The sequence below is a fragment of the Parahaliea mediterranea genome, from assembly GCF_003402235.1.
GTDB lineage: Bacteria > Pseudomonadota > Gammaproteobacteria > Pseudomonadales > Halieaceae > Parahaliea > Parahaliea mediterranea.
Window position 1 is genome coordinate 13,211 of record NZ_QEWO01000008.1, and the last position, 22,144, is coordinate 35,354.

Annotated in this window: 19 protein-coding genes; 8 read left to right on the forward strand and 11 right to left on the reverse strand. The window is 66.9% G+C overall.

The window, feature by feature from the left end:
* Positions 1 to 16 precede the first annotated feature (16 nt).
* On the forward strand, positions 17 to 1,615 hold the full coding sequence (locus DDZ17_RS19980) for an alpha/beta hydrolase family protein (protein ID WP_116368767.1): 1,599 nt from the start codon (positions 17 to 19) through the stop codon (positions 1,613 to 1,615).
* Between the two features lie 31 nt (positions 1,616 to 1,646).
* Here the strand turns inward: DDZ17_RS19980 and DDZ17_RS19985 are convergent, their stop codons facing one another.
* From DDZ17_RS19985 to DDZ17_RS20000, 4 genes are read right to left on the reverse strand one after another with little or no spacing between them, the layout of a single operon-like run.
* Positions 1,647 to 2,876: an AI-2E family transporter gene (locus DDZ17_RS19985; protein ID WP_241505977.1), complete on the reverse strand. Its 1,230-nt coding sequence runs from the start codon at positions 2,874 to 2,876 to the stop codon at positions 1,647 to 1,649.
* Positions 2,873 to 3,136, reverse strand: coding sequence for a hypothetical protein (locus DDZ17_RS19990; RefSeq protein ID WP_116368768.1), 264 nt, complete (start codon positions 3,134 to 3,136; stop codon positions 2,873 to 2,875). The genes DDZ17_RS19985 and DDZ17_RS19990 overlap by 4 nt, the downstream gene beginning before the upstream one ends.
* Positions 3,133 to 3,597, reverse strand: coding sequence for a hypothetical protein (locus DDZ17_RS22550; RefSeq protein ID WP_157976757.1), 465 nt, complete (start codon positions 3,595 to 3,597; stop codon positions 3,133 to 3,135). The genes DDZ17_RS19990 and DDZ17_RS22550 overlap by 4 nt, the downstream gene beginning before the upstream one ends.
* Positions 3,594 to 3,893: a hypothetical protein gene (locus DDZ17_RS20000; RefSeq protein ID WP_116368769.1), complete on the reverse strand. Its 300-nt coding sequence runs from the start codon at positions 3,891 to 3,893 to the stop codon at positions 3,594 to 3,596. Before DDZ17_RS20000 ends, DDZ17_RS22550 begins: the two co-directional genes overlap by 4 nt.
* A 142-nt stretch (positions 3,894 to 4,035) precedes the next feature.
* Here DDZ17_RS20000 and DDZ17_RS20005 point away from each other — a divergent pair, with 142 nt between their 5' ends.
* Positions 4,036 to 5,220 (forward strand): NnrS family protein, encoded by a 1,185-nt coding sequence (locus DDZ17_RS20005; protein ID WP_116368770.1) that lies wholly within the window; start codon positions 4,036 to 4,038, stop codon positions 5,218 to 5,220.
* A gap of 3 nt (positions 5,221 to 5,223) precedes the next feature.
* Positions 5,224 to 5,595: a SirB2 family protein gene (locus tag DDZ17_RS20010; protein WP_157976758.1), complete on the forward strand. Its 372-nt coding sequence runs from the start codon at positions 5,224 to 5,226 to the stop codon at positions 5,593 to 5,595.
* A 27-nt stretch (positions 5,596 to 5,622) separates the two neighbouring features.
* On the opposite strand, the gene DDZ17_RS20015 is transcribed toward DDZ17_RS20010, so the two are convergent.
* The 3 genes from DDZ17_RS20015 to DDZ17_RS20025 all read right to left on the reverse strand — a co-directional run bounded on the left by DDZ17_RS20015 (position 5,623) and on the right by DDZ17_RS20025 (position 10,370).
* Positions 5,623 to 6,909, reverse strand: a complete 1,287-nt coding sequence (locus DDZ17_RS20015; RefSeq protein WP_116368772.1) for a TetR/AcrR family transcriptional regulator — start codon at positions 6,907 to 6,909, stop codon at positions 5,623 to 5,625.
* Positions 6,910 to 7,112: 203 nt separating this feature from the next.
* Positions 7,113 to 8,180, reverse strand: a complete 1,068-nt coding sequence (locus DDZ17_RS20020) for a metallophosphoesterase family protein (RefSeq protein ID WP_116368773.1) — start codon at positions 8,178 to 8,180, stop codon at positions 7,113 to 7,115.
* A 9-nt stretch (positions 8,181 to 8,189) separates the two neighbouring features.
* A complete protein-coding gene (locus tag DDZ17_RS20025) occupies positions 8,190 to 10,370 on the reverse strand; it encodes a TonB-dependent receptor (RefSeq protein ID WP_206613606.1) in 2,181 nt (726 codons plus the stop codon).
* Positions 10,371 to 10,594: 224 nt separating this feature from the next.
* On the opposite strand from DDZ17_RS20025, the gene DDZ17_RS20030 reads away from it, so the two are divergent.
* The gene (locus DDZ17_RS20030) at positions 10,595 to 11,224 is read left to right on the forward strand and encodes a TetR/AcrR family transcriptional regulator (RefSeq protein ID WP_116368774.1); all 630 of its coding nucleotides are present in this window, start codon (positions 10,595 to 10,597) and stop codon (positions 11,222 to 11,224) included.
* A 61-nt stretch (positions 11,225 to 11,285) separates the two neighbouring features.
* Here DDZ17_RS20030 and DDZ17_RS20035 read toward each other — a convergent pair whose 3' ends face one another.
* Positions 11,286 to 12,068: a sulfite exporter TauE/SafE family protein gene (locus DDZ17_RS20035; protein WP_116368775.1), complete on the reverse strand. Its 783-nt coding sequence runs from the start codon at positions 12,066 to 12,068 to the stop codon at positions 11,286 to 11,288.
* Positions 12,061 to 12,951 carry a heme-dependent oxidative N-demethylase family protein gene (locus tag DDZ17_RS20040; RefSeq protein ID WP_116368776.1) on the reverse strand — a complete coding sequence of 297 codons (891 nt, stop codon included), beginning with the start codon at positions 12,949 to 12,951 and terminating at the stop codon, positions 12,061 to 12,063. Before DDZ17_RS20040 ends, DDZ17_RS20035 begins: the two co-directional genes overlap by 8 nt.
* 138 nt (positions 12,952 to 13,089) lie before the next feature.
* On the opposite strand from DDZ17_RS20040, the gene DDZ17_RS20045 reads away from it, so the two are divergent.
* Complete coding sequence (locus DDZ17_RS20045; RefSeq protein WP_116368777.1) at positions 13,090 to 14,976, forward strand: AsmA family protein; 1,887 nt, start codon at positions 13,090 to 13,092, stop codon at positions 14,974 to 14,976.
* Positions 14,977 to 14,981: 5 nt separating this feature from the next.
* Here the strand turns inward: DDZ17_RS20045 and DDZ17_RS20050 are convergent, their stop codons facing one another.
* A complete protein-coding gene (locus DDZ17_RS20050; protein ID WP_116368778.1) occupies positions 14,982 to 15,797 on the reverse strand; it encodes a hypothetical protein in 816 nt (271 codons plus the stop codon).
* A 133-nt stretch (positions 15,798 to 15,930) separates the two neighbouring features.
* Here DDZ17_RS20050 and DDZ17_RS20055 point away from each other — a divergent pair, with 133 nt between their 5' ends.
* Together DDZ17_RS20055 and DDZ17_RS20060 are read left to right on the forward strand one after the other, a co-directional pair.
* Positions 15,931 to 16,593, forward strand: a complete 663-nt coding sequence (locus DDZ17_RS20055) for a Fe2+-dependent dioxygenase (RefSeq protein WP_116368779.1) — start codon at positions 15,931 to 15,933, stop codon at positions 16,591 to 16,593.
* 194 nt (positions 16,594 to 16,787) lie between these two features.
* A complete protein-coding gene (locus DDZ17_RS20060; RefSeq protein ID WP_157976760.1) occupies positions 16,788 to 18,224 on the forward strand; it encodes an autotransporter outer membrane beta-barrel domain-containing protein in 1,437 nt (478 codons plus the stop codon).
* 49 nt (positions 18,225 to 18,273) lie between these two features.
* On the opposite strand, the gene DDZ17_RS20065 is transcribed toward DDZ17_RS20060, so the two are convergent.
* Positions 18,274 to 19,980, reverse strand: coding sequence for an acetolactate synthase large subunit (locus tag DDZ17_RS20065; RefSeq protein ID WP_116368781.1), 1,707 nt, complete (start codon positions 19,978 to 19,980; stop codon positions 18,274 to 18,276).
* Positions 19,981 to 20,182: 202 nt separating this feature from the next.
* On the opposite strand from DDZ17_RS20065, the gene DDZ17_RS20070 reads away from it, so the two are divergent.
* Positions 20,183 to 22,138, forward strand: a complete 1,956-nt coding sequence (locus DDZ17_RS20070; protein WP_116368782.1) for a flavin-containing monooxygenase — start codon at positions 20,183 to 20,185, stop codon at positions 22,136 to 22,138.
* Positions 22,139 to 22,144 lie beyond the last annotated feature (6 nt).

A 22,144-nucleotide genomic window follows, 5' to 3' on the forward strand; every position in this document is an offset into this window, starting at 1 on the left:
GAGAAAAGGACGCCCCATGCCCACACACTCTCTCCGCCACACCCGCATGGCCAGTCTGCGACTGCGCCTGCCGTTGCTATTGGGCCTGTTGCTGGGCCTGGCCGCCTGCCAGTCGGACGCGCCGCCGGCCGCCCAGGCGGCGGGCCAGGCCGCAGCGAACACCGCCGATAAAACAGCCGACACGGGCCGAACCAGCGACGAGCCAGGCGAGTACGCGGTGGGCTCCAGTACCTTTTTCATTCACGACGACAGCCGCCCCTTCGATGCCGTGGCCGGCGTTGACAGTGGTGTGCGCAGCCTGATCACCGAGATCTGGTATCCGGTTGACCCGCAAACGCTGGACGAGAGCAGCCGCCACCCCACCTGGGGCGACTACGTGTTTGGCGACCGCGACATACACCAGCGCATGATGACCGCCACCACCTTCTTTCACCTGACGCCGGATTCGGTGCGCGAGGGCGTCAGCCAGGCGCAGATCGATGATGCCATCGACGAGCTGTTTGCCCGCGAGCGCCCCAGCTACCGCAACGCGGCACCGGCTGAAGGCGATGCCCCCTGGCCGGTGGTGGTGATGTCCCACGGCGACGCCGGCAGCCGCTACAACATGGCAACCACCGCCCTGGCGCTGGTGCGCCGGGGGTATTTTGTGATTGCCGCCGACCACACCGGCAACTCGCCCTACGCCATGGTGGGCCGCGACCCGGCCCTGGCCCGGGACAGTGGCGACGCGGACAAGGGCGACGCCAGCTTCCGCGCGGCCATGCAGGAAGTGCTGCCGCTGCTGGATGAACACGGCGTTTACGGCCGTGCTGAAACCTACGGGCAGTCCTACGCGCCCTCCGGCGGCGGCTTTTCGCCGGCGGGTTTTGGCAAGCTGGATCAATCCCTGGTGCAGCGGGTGAATGACCTGCGCGCGGTGCTGGCAGAACTGGAGGCCATGAACCGCAGCGGTCGCTTTGCCCAGCGCCTGGACCTGTCGCGCATCGGGCTGATGGGGCGCTCCTTTGGCGGCGCCACAACCCTGGCGGGGCTGATGCTGGAGGACCGTTTTGTCGCCGGGTTTGCCGTGGTGCCGCCGTCCATGCCGGATGTGCGCGCCGGCCTGCCCCCCGAGTTGCTGGTGAGCGCGCCGGGCGAATCCGCCATTCTCGCCGCCGAGGGGCCCTTTGCCCTCAACAGCCTGCACAAGCCCACCTTCATCCTGAGCGGGGGCGAAGACCGGCTGATACTGGGCCTGGGCGTGCAACTGGCCAAGGCCACCGGCGCCCAGGCGCCCTCGGCCGACAACCCCTACCCGGTGCTGGGCAGCGCCGTGCAACAAGCGACGGTGCCCGCCGCCCTGGCCGTGGTGCAAAACACCAACCACGGCAGCTTCGGTGTATCCGGCCCCTACTGGTGGCCACAGTTAAAGCCGGATACCTTCCCGCGCTTTTTTGACCCGCAGACAAACTACACCCTGCTGGAAGCCGATACCGCGCACCGGGTGCAGGCAGAGATGGCCACGGCCTTTTTCGACCTGACCCTGCGCGGCGACAGCGACGCACTGGCGACCCTCAAGGCCAACCCCTGGGCGGCGTTTGGCACGACGTTATCGATGCAGGGTTTTGAGCAGTAACACGAAGCGCCAGGCCTGAATGCCCGGGCATTCAGGCCCGGGTCTCAATCAGGCGCACCCAGTATTCCATCACCCCCAGCTGCTGGGCGGCCAGCTTCAGGCACACCAGCAACGGCACCGCCAGCAGCACGCCGGCGGCGCCCCACAACCAGCCCCAGACGATCAGCCACAGCACCAGCACCAGCGGGTTCAGGCGCATATTGCGCCCCAGCACCAGGGGCGTGATCAGCTGGGCCTCCAGCAGGTTGATGGTGAAATAGGCCAGCACCGGAATCAGCGCGGCGCCCTCCAGCCCGTACTGCACCAGCCCCGCCAGCGCCAGCACGCACACCGCCACCAGCGGGCCCACGTAGGGGGCAAAGTTCAACAGGCCCACCAGGGCACCCCACAGCAGGGCATCTTCCACCTGCAGCAACCACAGCGCCGCCGCGGTGGTCACACCGAGCCCGATGTTGATCAGGCTGACGGTGAGGATGTAGCGCGACAGCTCCCGCTGCACCCGGGCCACAATCAGGCTGGCCTGGCGCTTGTCCCGCACCCGGGGGAAGATCTCAATGGCGCTCTCCCACAGGCGCGGGCCAAAGCTGAGCTGGAACAGCACCAGAATGACAAAGGTCAGCAGCTGCACCAGCACAAAAGGCGCCGCACTGACAAAGGAAATCACCAGCTCCAGCCCGCCCTGCATCAGGCGCTCGGTGACCGCGCCCTGGGCCTGCTGTTGCTCCTGCGGGGTCGGTGCCGGGGAGGTGGCCTTTGCCGGCTCGTCGTCATCGAACCAGCCAAACCAGTTAAAACCCCTGGCCTCGGGGGCCGGGGCGGGCGCTGGCAGGGGGGCCTGGGCGGGCTGCTGTGGTGGTTTCAGGGATTCGGTGAGGGAGTCCAGCTCCTCGGTGAGCTCCATGCCGATTTCCGGCAGGCGCTTGGCCCACTTCTGGGCCGGTTCGGCCAGCTCCATGCCGAGCAACGCGATGGGCCCGCCAATGCAGGCCAGCAACACCATGGCGGAAATACTGCGCGGCACGTGAAAGCGCTTCAAGGTGTTGACCAGCGGGCTCAGCAGCAGCGAAAACAGCAGCGCCACCACCACCGGAATCAGCAGGCTGCTGGCGAAGTACAGGGTGTACAGCACAGCCAGCGACGCCAGCACGGCCAGTGCAACACCCCCCGGGCTATGGTTGTGGGTGCGGGCAGTGGCCGTGTTACGGGTGCGCGGGCGGCCCAGCAGCGATGGCGCCGCGGGCTCTTCAGGGGGTGCGTTCACAGTTCCGGTACCTGGGGCTCCAGCAGGCCGCGCAGCAGGGTCATGACGGTCAGGCTGCGGCGCGCCGCGCGCAGGCTTTGCAGGCCCCCGCCACGGCCGGCCAGCACGCCGGCGGCAAAGCCGCCCAGCGGCCAGGCCCAGGGGGGCAGGCCCGCCATCTGCCGGGCCACCTGGCGATGGGCCCGGTGCACCGCCGGCTGGCGGGCTTGCAGCCGGGCCTCTAACGCGGCGATGTTCGCCTGTAGTTCGGCGCGGCTCATGCGGCAGGCCCTCGCTCCAGAGCCGCTCCCAGGGCTTTTACCTGCTCCCGCGTGCGCGGCAGGCTCAGGCTGCGCCGGTAACGCAGCCACAACAGGCACAGCAGGGCCAGCGCGGCGAGCTGGATACACAGAAACACCGCCGCCGCCTGCACCAGCGAGCCACTGGCCTGATACAGCGCCAGGGCCGGCAGCAGGCTGAACCCCAGCCAGATCAGCAACGCCAGCGGCAAAAACAGCAGGGCCAGCACCACCATGCGCCCCAGGTTCTGCGCCGCCAGGCGCAGCTCCAGCAGGGTCAGCTGGCCGAGGTCGGCGCCGGTGTCCGCCAGTAGTTGGAACAGCTCCAGCGGGGACTGATCGCGCGGCTGTGGCGGCGACGAGTCCGGCGGCGCACCGGGGCCCGTGGCCGCATCAGGGCCTGTAGCGGCGTCGCTGTGCGCGGTTATCGACTGGGGGTTCATCGTCGGCCGAAGACCACCGCCAGGATATATCCCGCCAGGAATGCCATGCCCAGGCTGGCCAGCGGCTTTTCGCGGGTGTAGCGCGTGGCCTCATCGGCCAGCTCAGTGGCGCGGGCCTTGCCGTGTTCCAGTTGCTGCATGGCCTCGTCTTTCAGGTCCATGCCGGCGGCTTCTGCCGCCTGGCGAAAATGCTGGCGCGCTTCCAGCAGCTTTTCATAGGCCGCAAGAGCCGCCTCTTTGCTGGCGGCCAGTTCATCTTCCCGCTTTTTGCCCTGTGCATCTGTTGCTGCCGACATCACTTACCTCCAGCTACAAAACCGTCGCTTGCCACTAGCCTAGTTCATGTTTCGCCGCGAACCAAACCCGCGAAGCAAACTCATTGCCAGGGCGGAAGGCCGCTGGCTATCATGGTTTGCCTCGTGAAACTGGAGACCCTGCATGGAACGACAAGTTCACAGCAGCGCCCTGTTTGCCTTCCCCTTCCGCCCCTTTTTCCTGCTGTGCGCTGCCTACGGTGCGCTCTCGGTCGGCCTGTGGGTGGCGGCGGTGACCGGCCTTGGCAACCCCCTGCCCGCCCTGCCAAGCCCGCAGTGGCACGCCCACGAAATGCTCTACGGCTTTGTGCCCGCCGCCATTGCCGGCTTTTTGCTGACCGCCATGTGCAACTGGACCGGGGCCCGCCCGCTGGCCGGGCCGGGCCTGGTGGCGCTGGTGCTGCTGTGGCTGGCCGGGCGCCTGGCCATGTGCCTGCAGGGGGCGCTGCCCTACGCCCTGGTGGCAGCGCTGGACGGCGCCTTTCTGCCGCTGCTGGCGCTGTACGCCGGCACCGTGTTGTGGCGCTCGCGCAACCAGCGCAATTACGGCCTGGTGGCGGTGCTGCTGGCGCTGGCTGTTGGCAACGGCCTGATGCACGCCGCCGTTGTCGCCCGGCAGCCCGCGCTGGCCGCCACCGGCCTGGCCCTGGGGCTGGACCTGATCGCGCTGCTGATGGTGGTTGTGGCGGGCCGCATCACACCGGCCTTCAGCGCCAACTGGCTGCGCGGCCGGGGAGGCAGCACACCGGCGCCGGCGCCGGCCTGGGTTGCCTATGCCGCCATCGGCAGCCTGGCGGCCATGGCCCTGGCAGACCTGCTGCGGGCACCGGCGGCCATCACGGGCACCCTCGCCCTGCTGGCCGGGCTGGCCAATGCCCTGCGCCTGCTGTACTGGGCCGGCTGGCGCACGGTGCGCGAGCCCCTGCTGTGGATACTGCACCTGGCCTACGGGTTTATTGCCCTCGCCCTGCTGCTGCGCGCGGCCTTGCAGTTCGGCCTGCTGCACAACCCCTCGCTGTGGCACCACAGCCTGGGGGCCGGTGCCATCGGCATCCTGATTCTGGGGGTAATGACGCGGGTCAGCATGGGCCACACCGGCCGCCCCCTGCGCCTGCTGCCGGGCGGGCTGCTGATTTTTATGAGCGTGATTCTGGCCGCCCTGCTGCGCCTGGCGGTGGCCGCCGGCTGGTTGCCCTACCAGGGTGGCCTGTGGGCCTCGGCGCTGGCCTGGATTGGCGCCTATGTGCTGTTTGTGCTGCTGTACGGCCCGGTGCTGTGGGCACCGCGCCCCGACGGCAAGCCAGGCTAGGTGATGGCTCACCTCTACCCCTGGCTGAAACTTGCCCACATGGCGCTGGCCGCCACGTCGGTGGGCCTGTTCACCCTGCGCCTGTTGCTGTGGGAATGGCAGGGCGCCCGGCCCGGCGGCTGGCTGCGGGTAGCGCCCCATGTGGTGGACACCGCCCTGCTGCTGACCGGCATAGCCCTGGCGGTGCTGTGGCAACTGTCGCCCTTTGCCCTCAACTGGTTTGGCGTGAAGCTGCTGCTGGTGCTGCTGTACATCGCCCTGGGCTTTGCCGCGCTGCGCTTCAGCCGCAGTGCCGCCGGGCGCCGGGCCGCGGGCGCCGCCGCCCTGCTGACGGTGGCGGCGGTGGCCGCCCTGGCGCGCTTCAAGCCTTTCTAACCCGGCTTTCAAACCCGGCTCGGCAGATCATGCGGCGCGGAAGAAGCCCTGGCATACGGTGGCGGCATACAGCTCCACCGCGTCTTCCATGTCCTGGCGCGCCGCCCAGTCGCGCAATTCAAAGGCGGCGTTGAGCATGCACATCAGCACCTGGCTGGCGATCAATGGATCCACGGCGCGCACGCTGCCTTCGCTGATGCCGTCAATCAGCATGCCGGCAAAGCGCCGGGCCATGCGGTCGGAGCGGGCCAGCACATCGCCGCGCACCTCGTTGGGCAGGGCCTGCAGGGCGGTGGTGCGCAGCAAAGGGTCCTCGCCGCGCAACTGGCTGTGCAGCAGGGCCGCCATGGTGGACTGCAACTGCTGCCAGTGGCTGCCGCCGGATGCCCGGGCCGCCCGCTGCAGGCGGGATACGCGGCCGTAACTGCGGCTGAAGCACTCCAGCACCAGATCGTCCTTGGCTTCCAGGTGGTGATAAAAGCTGCCCTTGGTGACGTTCAGCTCGGCGGCAATGCGCTCCACCGACACCCCGCGGTAGCCCAGTTGGTTGATCAGCCGGGTGGCCACGCGCATGAAGTTGTCCGGCATGCCAGCGCCGTCGCTGCCAAGCCCGTTGCTGCCAGCGCCCTGCGGTGCCAGGGGCCGTGGCTGCCAGGCGGGGCTGTCGTCCGGCGCCAGCCCCTGGGCCAGCACTTCCCACAGGCGCTCGCCCACCCGCGGGTAGTCGCCCACCGAGTACTGGCGCAGCCACACCGGCAGCCAGAACAGGCTCTCGGACAGCACATGGGTCTGGGCGGTCTGGCGCAGTTTGTCCCGCGTGGAGCCTGGCGGGCCAAAAAAATGCCGAACGGCGCGAAACAGGTTGTTGTAGCGCTCGATCAACGCCTCCCGGTGCGGGGAGGCCAGGGCGCGGATATCCGACAGGGAGGCCAGCGGCCGCTCTTCACCCAGGCGGCGGCCGGCAAAGTGGCGAAAGTGCAGCTCAATGTAATGGCGCACCCGCAGCTCGGCAGACCCCTGCGCGGCGGCCTCGGCCACCATTGCTTCCAGGCGCTCGATGGAGCGCTCCAGCACGGCCGCCGCAAGCTGTTCCTTGCGCTTGAAGTAGTAGGTGACGCTGGTGGTGTTGAGGCCGACGATGTCCGCCACGCCCACAAAGGTCATGCCCTTCAGGCCATGGCGGTTGATCAGCACGGTGGCGGCATCGAGGATGCGGTCGCGCTTTTCTTCAAAGCGCCGGGTGCGCTTGTCGAGGGCGGCTTTGTCAGCCTTGTCGGCTTTGTCGGTTTTGTGAGATGTGTCGGCTGGGGCCACTGCAGGTACCGGTTGGAATCGTTGGCGCTGCGGGGCAGCGTTCAGGAGCAACCAGCGCCTTCCCGCCGCCGCGGGGCATGCGCAGGTTACGCGAGAGTAGCGTGAAAGGCGAACCCCGCTCAAGCCGGTTGCCTTCGCCCGCCTAGCCCTTGCTGTGCCCGCGCTGCCCTCGCCGCCGCCCTCGCCGCCGCCCCGGCCGTCGGTCACGGCGCCGGCTGGCGCACCTGCTGCGGGCCGCTGCGATCGAACAGGCCATCCAGCGCGATATTGGCAATGTGCGGGCCGTCGGCGCCCATGGTCACCCACATCAGGTGGTCGAGGGTGCCCGGCCCCGGAGGGTGGGTGCGCTGGGTGCCGCCGGTGGTGCCCATCTGGATGTAGTCGCGGCCAAAACGCTGCTCGCGGCTGTAGTAGTGAAAATGCCCGGCCAGCACGGTGTAGGGCCGCGACTGCAACTGCGCCTCGATGCGCGCAAAGCCAGGGGCGTCGTACTTCCAGGCCGGCTTGTGCATCAGCACAAAGGTCCAGCGCACATCCGCGTTGGCTGCCAGGGCGTCGCTCATATAGCTCACCTGGGCATCGCTCAGGGTGGCGCTGTCGCCGCCGGCCAGCGCGGCGGCAATGGTAGCCAAGCGCGGGTTGGCGGCCACCGCCGCGGCCACCTGGGCCGGCTCGCCCTGCAGGGTCTTCACGGCCTGGCGGTATTCATCGGCGCTCACCCCAAGCTCTTCCATCAAGCGCTTTTTGTTGCTGGCGGTGGGTGGGTCTTCGGTGGACAGCACCAGAAACAGCACATCGCGGTAGCGGAAGTGATAGTAGTCGCGCCCCAACTGCGCGCGCCACGCCGCCAGCATCACCGGGTTGGAGATGTCGTGGTTGCCCGGCACGTAAAAATACGGCAGTTGCAGGGTGTCGATATGGCTCTGCACGTCGCGCCAGCGCGCGGCAATGGCGTCTTTATCGTCGCTGTAGCCTTCGATGTGGTCGCCAACACTGAGCACAAACTCCGGCTGCAGCAGGTTAAGTTGCCCCATGGCGCGCGCGAACACGCCGGGGCGGTGGCCGCCGGTGCGATCGCCCACCACGGCGAACTGGAAGTGCTCGGGGCGATTGGCGAAGGGCTTGTTGCTCACCGCCACGCCCTGGGCGCGCAACGCAGCGGCATCGGCAGGCGCCGCCGGCAGCGGCGCCTGACTGGTGGTGCCACTGCAGGCACCCAGACCGGCCGCCAGCAACGCGGCCGTAATGCAGTGTTGCCAGCGAAAGGTCATGGCGCTTCCTCAGTACTCGTAGATCACGTCGATGCCGTAGGTGCGCGGCTCGCCGAACATGGCCGTGGGCACCCCGCCGTTGAAGTGGGCGATATAGTACACCTTGTCTTCGAGGTTCTTGGCCCACAGGGCAACGCGCAGGTCGCCGGTGGGGATGAACGGGATGTCGGACAGGGACAGGCGCGCATTCAACAGGCCGTAGTCACCCACGATAAATTCGCCGGACTCCGCGGTGGAGCCGGTGAACTTGTCGTCCTGCCAACTGTAGCCGACATTCGCCCGCAGGGTGCCGATGGGCAGTGCCGGCAGGGTGTAGTCCAGGTCGGCGGTGACGGTGTGGCGCGGGCTCTGGGTGAAGCGGAAGATGTCCTTGATGTCGTTGCCGGTGGCATCGACGATCTCATCGTAGGACGCGTCCAGGTAGCCGTAGCGCACGCTGGCGCTGAAACCCTCGAACAACAGGGCAGTGGTATCCAGCTCAAAGCCGCTGATGGTCGCCTGGCCGGCGTTCAGCACATCGGTGACGGAGACGTCATTGGGGTCGGACTGAACGTTGATCTGGATGTCGTCGTAGTCCGCCTGGAAGGCAGCGGCGTTGACGCGCAGGCGGCGGTTCCACAATTCCATCTTGGCGCCCACTTCGTAGGACACCAGGGTCTCTTCGCCAAAGCCGCGCTCGAAGGACTCAATGCTGCTGGAGCGGGTGTTGTAGCCGCCGGTTTTGTAGCCGTCCACGATCTTGGCGTACACATTGATGTCGTCACTCAGGTCGTAGGCCACAATCAGCGAGGGGCTGGTGTTGGTGTAAGTGTTGTCACCGGCGCCGGCGCCACGGGGAATCACCAGCTCGGTGCCGATCGGGGTGATGCTCTCGGCCTTGGACGCCTTGCGCTGGTCTTCAGACCAGCGCAGGCCGAGGGTCAGGTGCAGGCGCTGCGCCAGCGCGTCCGGGGTCCAGGTCACCTGGCCGAAGGCGGCGATGGCCTCGTTGCTGATATCGCCTTCGTTCAGGCTGTGGATGCCGCTGGAGGGCACCAGGGTGTCGCTGTAATAGCTGCCGTCCTCGTCAAAGTAGTACAGGCCGGCAATGTACTGCAGGCCGCCATCGGCGGTCTCGCCCAGCAACTGCAGCTCCTGACTCCACTGCTCCTGCTCAATGTCGCTGCTGGTGCGGAAGATCGGGAAGGGGCCATACACGCCGGTGTGGTAATCCATGTTCTGGAAGTTTTCCAGCGAACGGTAGGCGGTGATGGATTTCAGGCTCAACAGGGGGTTGATCGCCCAGTTGGCGATCAGGCTGTGGCCGTCGGACACCACGTCGTTGGCCTGCACATTGCGCACATCGGGGCTGCCCGCGCTGGGGCGATCCGCCATTTGCGGGTACAGGGGCACCGCGGCGGAGTACACCGGGGTATCGTTGATGCCGGAGCGGTCGTAGGCGTAGCGCACATCCAGGCTGTCGAGCGCCTGCCACAGCACATCCACCCGCCATGCATCGCGGTCGCGGTCGCCGAAGCGGTCCTCGCCGGTGCCGAGGTTGTCGACAAAGCCGTCCTGGCGGGCGGTCACATAACCCAGCCGGGCCGCCACGCTGTCACCCAGCGGCACGTTGACGGTGGTTTTGCTGCGCAACAGGTCGCGGCTGCCGGCGGTGAACTGCTGCTTGAACTCCCACTCGCCGATGGCCGGGTCGGTGGTGATGTAGTTGATGGCCCCGCCGGTGGCATTGCGGCCGTAAAGCGTGCCCTGGGGGCCGCGCAGCACTTCGATGCGGGCGATGTCCGCCGCCTCCATGGCCAGACCCTGGGTGCGCGCCAGGTAGACGCCATCCATGTACACCGCCACGCTCGGGTCCTGGGTGATCTGGTCGTCGCTGTTGCCGATACCGCGCACGTAAATGCGCGCCGTGGCGGCGCTGTTGGGGTGCGGCGTCAGCTGCAGGTTGGGCACCACGCTGCGCAGGTCGGTGAGGTCCTCGATGCCGCGGGCCTCAAGTTCATTGCTGCCGAGGGCGGCCAGGGAGATGGGCGTATCCTGCAGGGATTCCACCCGCTTCTGGGCGGTCACGACAACTTCTTCCAGCATCGGCTGGGCCAGGGTAACCGATGGAGCGACCGGAGCGAGCGCCAGGCAGGCACAGGCCAGCGGCTTCATACGCGCGATAAGGGGCAGCTTGCGGGCTGTGTTCATGGGGCTAATCCTCACTTGTGGTGTCGGGGCCAGGCGCGGGTACTGCGCAACCCACCCCGATGGCGGAACCGGTGTTGTTATCTGCTGCGCTCATTTATCTACCTTCGCGCAGGTAGGCAAAAAACTACCTGCAAGCAGGTAGGAAAACAAGCCAGCAAGCGTTACAGTTCTGTCCAGTTAGCGGACCTGAGTGCGCGCAAACCGTCGAAACCAGGGGACAATCCATGGATAACAAGACCCACCGCCGGGGCGAACAGACCCGCCAGCGCATTCTCGATGCCGCCGAGGCGCTGTTCGCCGAGAAGGACTACTCCGCCGCCCGGCTGGAGGACGTGGCCCAGGCCGTGGGCATCCGGCGGGCCTCCATCGTCTATTATTTTGCCGGCAAGCAGGAGCTGTACGAGGCGATGGAGCAGCGCATTTTCAGCGCCATGATGGCCCACACCCAGCGCGCCGAGCGCCCCGACGCCCCCGCCATGGACCAGTTGCTGGCCCTGCTGGACGGCTGGCTGGACTTCCTGGTGGGGCGCCCCACCGCCGCCCGCATCCTGCTGCGCATCAGCGCCAACAGCTACAGCGACAGCAGCGCCCCGGTACGCAATTCTTTCGTTGCCCTGGGGGCCTGGGAAGACATCATCCGCCGCGGCCAGGCCAGCGGCGAGTTTGTCGCCGCCAGCTCCGCCCACCTGCTGCACCTGCTGGGGGCTGGCACCATCTACTACAGCGCCACCGGCCAGCTGCTGGGCGATGAGCGCAACTACAACCCGGCGGCCCCGGATCAACTGCAGGCCTTCCGCCGCCTGATGCACCGCAGCGCCCGGGCCCTGCTGAGCCCCGGCCAGGGCAGAAGCTAACGCCGCTCACCACTGATAGAGCCTGGGGCGCCTAGACAGAGCCTGGGGCGCTCCAGCCGCCTCAGGCGCCCGTGCCGGCCACCAGCAGCCGCAGCAGGCCCGCCAGGCTCACCACCAGCAGGCCGCCGCCCAGCACCCGGAAGAACACACCGGTATCGGCGCGCAGGGTATAGCGATGGAAGCGCAGGCCCAGCAGATGGCCAATGGCGGCGCAGGGCAGCAGCAACAGAGCCCCGCGCCACTGCAGGTCGACGCCGGTCCAGGCGAAGGCCGCCAGCTTGATGGCCACCAGCACAAACCACAGCACAAACAGGGTGTCGCGCAGCTCGTGCTTTTGTACCCGGCTCGCCGCCACCGGCACCACCAGCGGCGCGGCCACCAGCGAGGTGCCGCTGACATAGCCCCCGAGCAGCATGAACAGGGCGTCCACCGTGCGGCTGTTGCTCTTGAAGGGCTTTTGCAGCAGGTAACTCACCGCGTAGATGGACACCACCACAAAAATGAACCCGCTCACCACGTTGGTGGGCAGCGTGAGCACGCCGGCCACCCCAATCAGCTTGGGCACCAGCATCAGCGCAAAGGCATAGCGCAAAAAGGGCCAGTTGACGGTGTTGTCACCGTGTCCCTCGCGGGCGCGAAAGTGCGCGGTGGCAATGGTCAGGAAGGAGAAGAACAGCAGGTGCATGGCGATAATGGGCAAAAACACCAGCGGCGCGTTATCCACCATCAACAGAAAAGGCAGGGTGAGCACCGCGCCGCCAAAACCCAGCCCCGAGCGCACAAAACCACTCCACACAAACAGCAGGGCAATGGCAAGGTACTGCCAGGTGTGCAAGTCAGCCATTGCGGCCCTCCGCTGCCTGCTGCCGATAGGCGGCCAGCGCCGCGGCAAAGCGCTCAAAGCCCTTGTACTGTTGCATGCCAACCGGATTGGCATCGATGGCCCGCAGCAGCGCCGGCAGCGCGCCATCGACATCCGCCAGCTGGGTGAGCGGATGCAGGTAGACGCGAATGGTGAACACCACCGCGCCGGTTTGCGGCAGCCGCCGCAGGGACTGGCGCTCAACCCGGTAGTACAGCGGCTCGCCGGCGCCGCCTTCGCTGCCCGGGCGCCGGTTCAGGGTGTGGCCGTGCTGCAGGCTCCAGTTGAAGCGCACCACCGGGTGGGCGGGCTTGAGGTGGTGAAAAAAGCGCTCGACCCTGGGCAGCAGGGCCTGGTCAAAACCCGGAATCACCGCATGGATGGCCGCCAGCGAGCCCCCGAACTTGTCTTCCAGGCGCCACTGGCTGGCGGCGCAGAGGCTGGCGGCGGTCAGCGCATAGCTGTCGCCGCGCGGCTCCATGATCACCAGATCGTCCGCCACCCACAGGGAGGCATTCCACAGCACCTCTTCATGGGCCAGCGGCACACGAAAGCCACCTGGCATGCAATACAGCTGCTGGGCCTGACGCTGGCTATGACGTTGAAAGACATCCGGATGACTGTGCAGCAGGTGCTCCAGCAGCAGGCTGGCCAGCTCCCGCTGCGCCGGTAGCGAGGCCGGCAGCGCCCGGTACACACAATCGCCCAGGCGGGCGCGCTGGGCCAGCTTGTTCAGGTGATAGCGCCCGGCCTCCCGGTCCGGCTCTATCCACTGCGCCGGGGGCATGGGCGCCAGGCCCATCTGCAACAGCTCGGCGTGGTCCAGGTGAGGGAAATATCGCGGCTGGCGGTGGTCGAAGAGCATCACAGGGCATTCGAACGACGGGCCGCTCACCTTACCGCAAAGCCGCCGCGGCGCAAGCGTCCGGTGGCCCGCACCTAACACCGGTGGTGCCGTCGCTCTGCTACCCTAGTAAGCCCATTCGCTGACCAAGGAGCCTCCATGCGCCGATTTCTGCTCTTTCTTCTACTCACCCCAATCCTGCTGATAGCGGCTGCGGCCCTGCTGGTGCCGTTGTTGGTCGATGAGGAGCGCCTACTGGCCATTGCCGCAGAAGCGTTGGAAGAGAAAACCGGCGCCACCCTGTCGGTCGGCGGCGAGGCCAGCCTGCGCCTGCTGCCGCGTATCGCCCTCAGCATGGAACAGGTGGAGCTGACCCTGCCCGGAGAGGGCCAGCCGGATCTCAGCGCCGGCCGCCTGGATATCGGCGTCAAACCGCTGCCGCTGCTGTCTGGCGAGGTGCAAATCCAGCGCCTGGCCCTGGAGCGCCTGCTGGTGACCGTGCCCGCCGGCCCGCCAGCGCCGAGCGTGGATACCAGCGACCTGAGCGACGCCCAGCTGGACGCCTTCTACCGGGAGCGACGCAAGGCCATTAAAGCCGCTGGCGAAGGGGCGGGCCTGGCCCTGGCCGCGCCCATGGCCCTGGAGGTGGCCGAACTGAACCTGCGCGATTCGCGCCTGGTGTTGATGGCGGATGCAGGCCAGCCGGATCGCATTGTCGAGATTAAATCCTTGAACGCCACGGATCTGAACCTGGCCGGGCGCCCGGTGCCCCTGTCGCTGGCCCTTGCGCTGCCGGCCAACGAACCCGGGGGCACTCCCGTGGCCCTGCAACTCAATGCCACCCTGCGCCTGGACCAAAACAGCCAGCAACTCGCGCTGGATCAGTTCCAGGCCCAGGTGCGCGGCGCCACCGCCAAGCCCCTCGACCTCACCGCCACCGGCACTGTTGACCTGCAGCGGGTGGTGGCCGACCTGGACCTGGGCCTGACCCTGGGCAGCGCCCGCGGCGAGGGCACACTGCGCTTTGCCAGCTTCGAAAGCCCCCAGATCGACGCCGACCTGCACCTGAATGAATTCACCCCCGCCCTGCTGGCACTGGCCGGCCCCGAGGCGGCGGCCACCAAACCTGCCAGCAGTGATGGAGCCACCAGCGAGGGCGAGCGCGAAGATGCGGGCGATGCGCCCCTGCCCCTGGCCCCGCTGCGCGCCATCGACACCCGCGCGAAGCTTGCCATCGACAGCGCCCGCTTTGGCAATCACGAGGTGAGCGAGCTGCGCGCCCAGCTGCGGGCCGTGGATGGCGTGCTCACCCTCAACCGCCTCTCGGGCCAGGTACACGGGGGCACGTTAAGCGCCAGCGCCACCCTGGACGCGGCCCACAACCAGGCCCGACTGATCACCAGCGGCAAGCTGGACGGTGTGGACCTGCCACAACTGCTGGCGGCGCTGGAGGCCGAGCCCAAGCTCAGCGGGCAGGCATCGCTGAACTGGCAGCTGGCCACCGAGGGGCGCAGCAGCAACGCCCTGCGCGATGCCCTGAACGGGCCGGTGAAGATCCACACCCAGGATCTGGTGCTGAAGGGCTTGGGGATTGAGCGCATGCTGTGCCAGACGGTGGCGCTGGTGAACCGGGAGCAACTGGCGGCGGAACTGCCCGCCGACAGCGCCTTTGAGGCGCTGACCGTGGATGTGCAGCTGGCCGACGGCAAGGCCCGGCTGGCGCCCCTGCGCGCGGAGCTGGCCAACATACAGCTCACCGGCAAGGGTGCCGCCCAGCTCGACAGCCTGGATTTCAAGGCGGATTTTGCCGCCCGCCTGGACCCGGGACTGGCCGAGGTAGACCCGGCCTGCCGGGTGAACGAGCGCTACACCGCCATCGACTGGCCGCTGGAGTGCAAAGGCAACCTGAACGGCGACGCCGGCGACTGGTGCCGTGTGGACAGCGGCGAGATTCTGGAGGACCTCGGCAAAAACGAGGTCCAGCGCAAGGTGAAGGAAGAGGCGGGGCGCCTCTTCGACAGGCTACTGAAAAAGCAGGACGATTAGGCCAGTTACAGGCTCAGCGCGGCAATTTCAATCCGCGCCGCGGCGCCGTAGAGCGACGACGCGTCGGCGCTGACCGTATCCGGCGGCATGATGCCGGGCCACAGGTTGGCGTCGAACAGGCCCTGGATGAGGGCGTTCACGCGGTCCTGGGTGGCCGCCAGGTCGGCGTCATCGCCGGCATCCATGTTGGCCACCAGGCTCTGGGCGGTGCGGGTGAAACCGTAGGCATCCTGGTATTCGTGGCCGTTCACCACCTTGCCATCCACCACGCCAATGGCGTACTCCTCACCAGCGGTGCGCAGCAATTTAACCACTACGCCCAGGCGCGTGGCCGGCGGCAGGGCGCCCACCCGGGCCTCGGCGGCGCTGATGCCCTCCAGCACTGCGGCGTAGGCGGCCTCCACCGCCTCGGCGCTGCTGTCATCGCTCTCCACGGCCTTGGCCAGGGTAGTCAGCTGATCGGCAAAGCCGGCGCTGCCACGGGCCTTGAAGGCCGGTTCCATGTCGGCGTACAGCTCGCTCTTGGGGTGCTTCATGTGCATGCGGGCGTGGTCGATATGGCCCTCCCGGTACAGGGCCAGCCCCACCAGCAGGTGGCCGCGCATCAGCCCGAGCTGAGCCAGGTAGGCCACGTTGTCGGTGGCCGGGTCGACGTTCTGGGCCAGACCCTCGCCCTCGCCTTCGCCGCCAGCGGCCGTTGCCTGCCCGGCATCGGCAGCCGCGGCGGCCTGCAGTTCGTCAGCGGCGGCCGCGCCGAGGGTGGTGCCGCCAACCAGGGCGGCCAGGCTCAGGCTGGACCACAATTTGGTGCGTTTGTGCATGTTGGCAAATTCCTTGTGTCATCATGAGGCTGGCCAGTTATAGCAAAGCAGAGAGCTTTTTGAAAATGATTCTTATTAAGCAGCCGCCCAGCCAAGGCGGCCAACAGCCCCCTTACGCCACCGGAACCGGCCCGTGCTGACCTGCATCGACGGCCTGCTGGACGCCCCCACCCTTGGCGCGGTGCGCGAGCAACTGGCCGCCAGTGACGACTTTGCCCCGGGCGAGGCCACCGCCGCCGGGCGCGCCCGGGCGGTGAAGTACAACCTGCAGGGCATCAGCGCCGCCCCGGCCATTCGCGGCATCACCCGCCTGCTGGAGCAGCAGCTGATGGCGCACCCGGTGTTTCGCGCCGCCGCCCGCCCGCGCCAGTTCGCGCGCCTGCTGATCAGCCGCTACGAGGCGGGCATGGGCTACGGCACCCACATTGATGCCCCGGCTATCGACGGCGTGCGCACAGACGTTTCCTTTACCCTCTTCCTCAGCGAGCCGGGCGATTACGAAGGCGGCGAGTTGGTGATTGAATCCGGCGCCGGCGAAGATGCGGTAAAACTGCCCGCCGGCGCGCTGGTGTGCTACCCCGCCAGCTACCTGCACCGGGTGAACCCGGTGCGCAGCGGTTCGCGGCTGGTGACAGTGGGCTGGCTGCAGAGCGAGGTGCGCTCCACCGAGCAGCGCAGCCTGCTGTTTGCCCTGGACAGTGCCCTGGCCACCCTGCAACAGGAGCCTGGCAACCGCGCCGCCCTGGACCAACTGGCCAACGCCCGCGCCAACCTGCAGCGCATGTGGATGGATTGATTTCCCACCTGCCGCTGGCGCGTTGCGGGCGGCGGGTCTATGCTCGCGGAGCTACACAGCAGTACTAACAACACCAACAACATTGATCTGCGGGCCGGTAGCCCGGCGCTGCCACCGCCCGCCTGTGTATTAGGGGACATGACATGCTCGGGGCTTGTAACAGGGGCGCTCGCCGCCTATGGGTGGGAGCGGCTGTGGTAGTGCCGTTGTATCTGGCGCCCTGCCATCTGGCCGGCGCATCACTGCTGGATTTGGCCGGCCAGTACGCCAACAGCGTGGAAGAATCCGCCGCCGTGGCCAACCAGGCCACCTACGAGGCTCTGCTGGATGACAACGGCGGCCCCTGCGCCGCCCTCCAGCGTCAGGCCAGTGCCCGTTGCAGCGGCCAGACATTTCAGCTGTTCGACAATGCCCGGGAGCTGGTGCACACCGCCAATGAACTGACCGGACAGGGCCCCACGGCCTTCAGCCTGGGCACCGACCTTGCCGGCCTTGGCACCTCACTGCGCTGGACGGCGGGCGAAGAGTTTGCCGCCCAGGAATCGCTGACCAGCGAGTTTGTGGGCGGTCAGCTCGCCTCCCTGGCCAGCCGCATTTCAGCCCTGCGCGGCGGCGCCACCGGCTTTTTCCTGGCAGGCACACCCGCCGCGCCCCTGGGCCTTGGCGCCAGCGCCGACAGCACAGGCGGCGAGCGCTACAGCCCCTGGGGTGGTTTTTTTAACGGCAGCTATGGCAGTGGCGACAAGGACGGCACAGGCAACGAGGACGCCTTTGAATTTGACGGCTATGCCGTCAACGCCGGCATCGACTACCGCTTCAGTCCACACTGGGTGGGCGGCCTTCTCGCGGGCACCACCCAGCGCGACGTTGACTTCCAGCAGGAGGGTGCGCTGGTTGTGGACGGCGACATCGAGACCGACGGCTACAGCCTGATGGCCTTCGCCCTGTACTTTCACGACCAGTGGTACGCAAGCCTAGGGGGCGGCTTCCAGCGCCTGGATTTCGCTATTGACCGAGCCATTCAATATCCCTCGCTGAACCCGGCGGTGCAGCGCACCGACACCCGCACGCTCAGCGACACCCGCGGCGATACCTGGACCCTGAACGCGGCGGCCGGCTACAACCTCGCCTTGACCCCCGCGCTGAACCTGGAGCCCTACGGCCGCCTGGACTTTGCCGATACCCGTATCGACGCCTTCCGCGAACGGGACATCAACAACGACGCGTTTGAACTGCGGGTGGACCGGCAGGACTTCCGCTCGCTGGAGGCCATTGCCGGCCTCAGCCTGCAATACACGGCCACCCCATCCTTCGCCGTGCTGATTCCCTTTGCCAGCGCGGAATACCACCACCAGTTTGAAGACGATGCCCGGGAGATCAGCGCCGCCTACGGTGCCGTCTCCGCCGACCTGGGCCCAAACGCGCGCTTTCGCGTTGCCACCGACCCACTGGATGAAGGCTACGCAGTGCTGTCAGTGGGCCTGTCGGCGGTGCTGCGCGGCGGCCGCCAGCGCACAGTCGATGGCGAGATTCACGGCGGCCTGCAGGGTTTCGTCAGCTACCGTTCCATCCAGGGGCTTGAGGATTACAGCCACAACGTGTTCAGCGCGGGGCTGCGCTACGAATTCTAGGGCCGGCGCGGACTTGCCCGGCGCCGCCCGTGTTTTGGCAGCCTGACGCTCAGATCGCCGCGCTCAAGCGGCGAATGGTGTTGTTCAGGATTTCGTCGTTCTCGGAGTAATCCACCGGGCAGTCGATCAGGTGCACGCCCTCGCTGTTCAGGCACTGCGCCAGCAGCGGCGCCAGGCCGGCGCTGCTTTCTACCCGGTGGCCGTTGGCCCCGTAGGCCTCGGCGTATTTCACAAAGTCCGGGTTGCCGTATTCCAGCCCCCAGTCATTAAAGCCCATGTTGGCCTGCTTCCAGCGGATCATGCCGTAGGCAGAGTCGTTGAGGATGAGGCAGGTCAGGTTCATCTTCAGGCGCACGGCGGTTTCCAGCTCCTGGCTGTTCATCATGAAGCCGCCGTCGCCGCAGATGGCCATGACCTTGCGCCCGGGGTTGACCAGGTGCACCGCCATGGCCGAGGGCAGGCCCGCCCCCATGGTGGCCAGGGCGTTATCCAGCAGGACGGTGTTGGAGCCGTAGGCCCGGTAATTGCGGGCAAACCAGATTTTGTACACGCCGTTATCGAGGCAGATGGTGCCATCGTCCGGCATGGCCTTGCGCACCTCGGCCACCAGGCGCTGGGGGTAGATGGGGTAGCGCTCGTCATCGCTGCCCTCGGCGATATTGGCGTCGTGGTGTTCCTTCACCGCCATCATGCGCGAGAAGTCCCAGTTCGGGCGCTCGCGCTCGGCCAGGCCGTTGTTCATCTGCCAAATGGCGTTGGCGATATCGCCGATCACTTCCAGCTGGGGGAAGTAAACCGGGTCCACCTCCGCCGAGCGGAAGGACACATGGATGACCTGGGTGCCGGCGGAGACTTCCACCGGGTTGGTCTCGTGGTGGTCTGTGCCCTCGTTCATGCGCCCGTGCTGCATGAAGAAGGGCGGCTTCTCGATCACGTCGTGGCCGACGTTGATGATGAGGTCCGCCGCCTCAATGGCCCGGTGCACAAAGTCGCCGGCGGAGAGGGCGGCACAGCCCAGGTACAGCGGGTGCCGCTCGTCGATCACCCCCTTGCCGAGCTGGGTGGTAACAAAGGGAATGCCGTAGTCGTTCACCATCTGGGTCAGCATTTTGCTGGTGAGCTTGCGGTTGGCGCCGGCGCCAATCACCAGGATGGGCGATTTGGCCTCAGTGATGCGATCCACCGCAAAGCGGATGGCCTTCTCCTCCGCCACCGGACGGCGCACGATGGACGCGGGAATGGGGTACTGGGCGGTTTCCTCGTCGGCAATGTCCTCGGGCAGCTCCAGGTGCACCGCGCCGGGCTTTTCCTCCTCCGCCAGGCGCAGGGCCTCGCGCACCCGGCTGGGGATGTTGTCCGCCGACACCAGCTGGTGGGCGTACTTGGTGATGGGGTTCATCATCTCCACCACGTCAAGAATCTGGAAGCGCCCCTGCTTGGACTTTTTCACCGGCTTCTGGCCGGTGATCATCATCATCGGCATGCCGCCAAGCTGGGCATAGGCGGCGGCAGTGGTGAAGTTGGTGGCGCCGGGGCCGAGGGTGGACAGGCACACACCGGCCTTGCCGGTCAGGCGGCCGTAGGTGGCGGCCATAAAGCCCGCCGCCTGCTCGTGGCGGGTCAGGATGAGCTGGATCTGGTTCGAGCGCGACAGGGAGTCCAGGAAATCCAGGTTCTCCTCGCCGGGAATACCAAATACATAGCGCACGCCCTCGCGCTCCAGTGCCTGTACAAAAAGATCCGACGCCTTGGTCATGTCCCCGCCCCCGATTCCTTGGATAGTTCAAGGATGCTAGCACAGGCTGAAAAAATGACACGCCCCCGGCGCGGTTCATCTATTTGGAGGATGTGAGCCGGCGCACGGCCCGACACTATCCCCCCCACGATTACCAGCTCGCAGTTGGCCAATGACTGTGGGATAAGTAGCACCATAACAAAAGAACACTGGAGACATTGCCATGCTCGACCACCTGAAAGCCTCGGTGGAACCCATCACCGAAAGCGATGCGGATATCCGCGAAAAACTGTGGGAACTGAACGTGCCCGCCCTGCTGATGAGCATTGTGCACATGAGCGGCGACACCAGCGTGCTGTCGCGCTACCCGGCGCCGCGCATGATGGATGTGGTGGCGGCCGGCGCCAGCGGCGAACAGCTGCTGGAGGGCGGCTACACCCGCGAGCAGGCCGCGCAGATTCACGAAGAAGTGCTGGCCGCCATTGCCGCCTACCAGGCCCGGGGCAACCAGCTGCCGGAACTGGATGACACCGTGGTCAGCGAGCTTTACACCTTTATGTGCGGCCACGAGCTGGACGAACGCTACGAAAACTTCATCCGCGAGGAAATCGCCCTGGACGGGGTGGACCATCGCGGCCTGAACCTGGACAGCGAGGCACTGAAGGCCGCCGGGGCCGACTTCCCGGTGGTGATCATCGGCGGCGGCATGGGCGGTGTGCTGGCCGGCATCCGCCTGGGGGAGGCCGGCGTTCCCTACACCCTGATCGAGAAAAACCCCGGCCTTGGCGGCACCTGGTTCGAGAACCACTACCCCGGCTGCCGGGTGGATGTGCCCGGCCACAGCTACAGCTATTCCTTCGAGCCCAACCACGAGTGGACCTGCCACTTCCCGCTGGCGGACGAGATTCGCGCCTACTTCGACCGCTGCGCCGCCGACTACGGCGTCAAGGCCCACACCCGCTTCAATACCGAGGTGGAAAGCGCCCAGTGGGATGACGCCAGCGCCACCTGGCGCGTTACCGTGGTGGATGCCAACGGCCAGCGCGACACCCTCACCGCCCGCGCCGTGATCAGTGCCGTGGGCCAGCTCAACCGGCCCAAACTGCCGGAGATCGAAGGCATCGACAGCTTTGCCGGCCCCCTGTTCCACTCCGGCGCCTGGCCCGAGGGGCTGGACTTGGCTGGCAAAAAAGTGGCGGTGATCGGCTCCGGCGCCAGCGCCTTCCAGATCATTCCCGAGATGGCCGACACCGCCGGCGAACTCACCGTGTTCCAGCGTTCGCCAGCGTGGATGTTCCCCAACCCCGGCTACCACGTGGAAGTGGGCGAGGGCCAGCGCTGGGCGCTGAAGAAGCTGCCCTACTACAGCAAGTGGTACCGCTTCTGGCTGTTCTACACCTCCATTGAAGGGGTGTACGACAAAACCCTGGTGGACCCCACCTGGCAGGACAGCCGTTCGGTGAGCGCCGCCAACGACGAAATGCGCCAGGCCCTGACCGCGTGGATTGAATCCCAGGTGCAGGACCCGGCCCTGCTGGAAAAAGTGCTGCCCACCTACCCGCCCTTTGGCAAGCGCATCCTGCAGGACAACGGCTCCTACCTGGCCGCCCTGCAAAAAGACAACGTGACGCTGGTCACCGAGGGCATTACCGCCATTGAGCCCGCCGGCGTGCGCACTGCCGACGGCGTGCTGCATCAGGTGGACGCCATCGCCTGCGCCACCGGCTTTTACGCCGACCGCTTCCTGTTCCCCATGCAGGTTACCGGCCGCGACGGCGTCAACCTCAACGACCAGTGGGGCGACACCAACGGCCGCGCCTACCTCGGCATCACCGTGCCCAACTTCCCCAACCTGTTCTGCATCTACGGCCCCAACACCAACCTGGTGGTGGCCGGCAGCATCGCCCACAACGCGGAGTCGCAGGTGAATTACATCCTGCGCAGCATTCGCCTGCTGCTGGAAGGCGGCCACGCCAGCATGGACGTGCGCCAGGACGTGCACGATGCCTACAACAACGAGGTGGATCGCATCAACGCCGACACCGCCTGGGGCTGGGAAGGGGTGAGCAACTGGTACAAAAACGACGCCGGTCGGGTAACCGCCAACCTGCCCTTTCGCATTATCGACTACTGGCAAATGACCAAGCAGCCGAAGCCGGAGGATTATCGCTTCGGCTGAGGCCGC

Coding starts and splice junctions, on each gene's coding strand:
- DDZ17_RS20045 (WP_116368777.1), top strand. CDS start 13,090: ATGCGCCGATTTCTGCTCTTTCTTCTACTCACCCCAATCCTGCTGATA.
- DDZ17_RS20035 (WP_116368775.1), bottom strand. CDS start 12,068: ATGGCTGACTTGCACACCTGGCAGTACCTTGCCATTGCCCTGCTGTTT.
- DDZ17_RS20005 (WP_116368770.1), top strand. CDS start 4,036: ATGGAACGACAAGTTCACAGCAGCGCCCTGTTTGCCTTCCCCTTCCGC.
- DDZ17_RS19980 (WP_116368767.1), top strand. CDS start 17: ATGCCCACACACTCTCTCCGCCACACCCGCATGGCCAGTCTGCGACTG.
- DDZ17_RS20050 (WP_116368778.1), bottom strand. CDS start 15,797: ATGCACAAACGCACCAAATTGTGGTCCAGCCTGAGCCTGGCCGCCCTG.
- DDZ17_RS20000 (WP_116368769.1), bottom strand. CDS start 3,893: ATGTCGGCAGCAACAGATGCACAGGGCAAAAAGCGGGAAGATGAACTG.
- DDZ17_RS20020 (WP_116368773.1), bottom strand. CDS start 8,180: ATGACCTTTCGCTGGCAACACTGCATTACGGCCGCGTTGCTGGCGGCC.
- DDZ17_RS19990 (WP_116368768.1), bottom strand. CDS start 3,136: ATGAGCCGCGCCGAACTACAGGCGAACATCGCCGCGTTAGAGGCCCGG.
- DDZ17_RS20010 (WP_157976758.1), top strand. CDS start 5,224: ATGGCTCACCTCTACCCCTGGCTGAAACTTGCCCACATGGCGCTGGCC.
- DDZ17_RS22550 (WP_157976757.1), bottom strand. CDS start 3,597: ATGAACCCCCAGTCGATAACCGCGCACAGCGACGCCGCTACAGGCCCT.
- DDZ17_RS20030 (WP_116368774.1), top strand. CDS start 10,595: ATGGATAACAAGACCCACCGCCGGGGCGAACAGACCCGCCAGCGCATT.
- DDZ17_RS20070 (WP_116368782.1), top strand. CDS start 20,183: ATGCTCGACCACCTGAAAGCCTCGGTGGAACCCATCACCGAAAGCGAT.
- DDZ17_RS20040 (WP_116368776.1), bottom strand. CDS start 12,951: ATGCTCTTCGACCACCGCCAGCCGCGATATTTCCCTCACCTGGACCAC.
- DDZ17_RS20025 (WP_206613606.1), bottom strand. CDS start 10,370: ATGAACACAGCCCGCAAGCTGCCCCTTATCGCGCGTATGAAGCCGCTG.
- DDZ17_RS20065 (WP_116368781.1), bottom strand. CDS start 19,980: ATGACCAAGGCGTCGGATCTTTTTGTACAGGCACTGGAGCGCGAGGGC.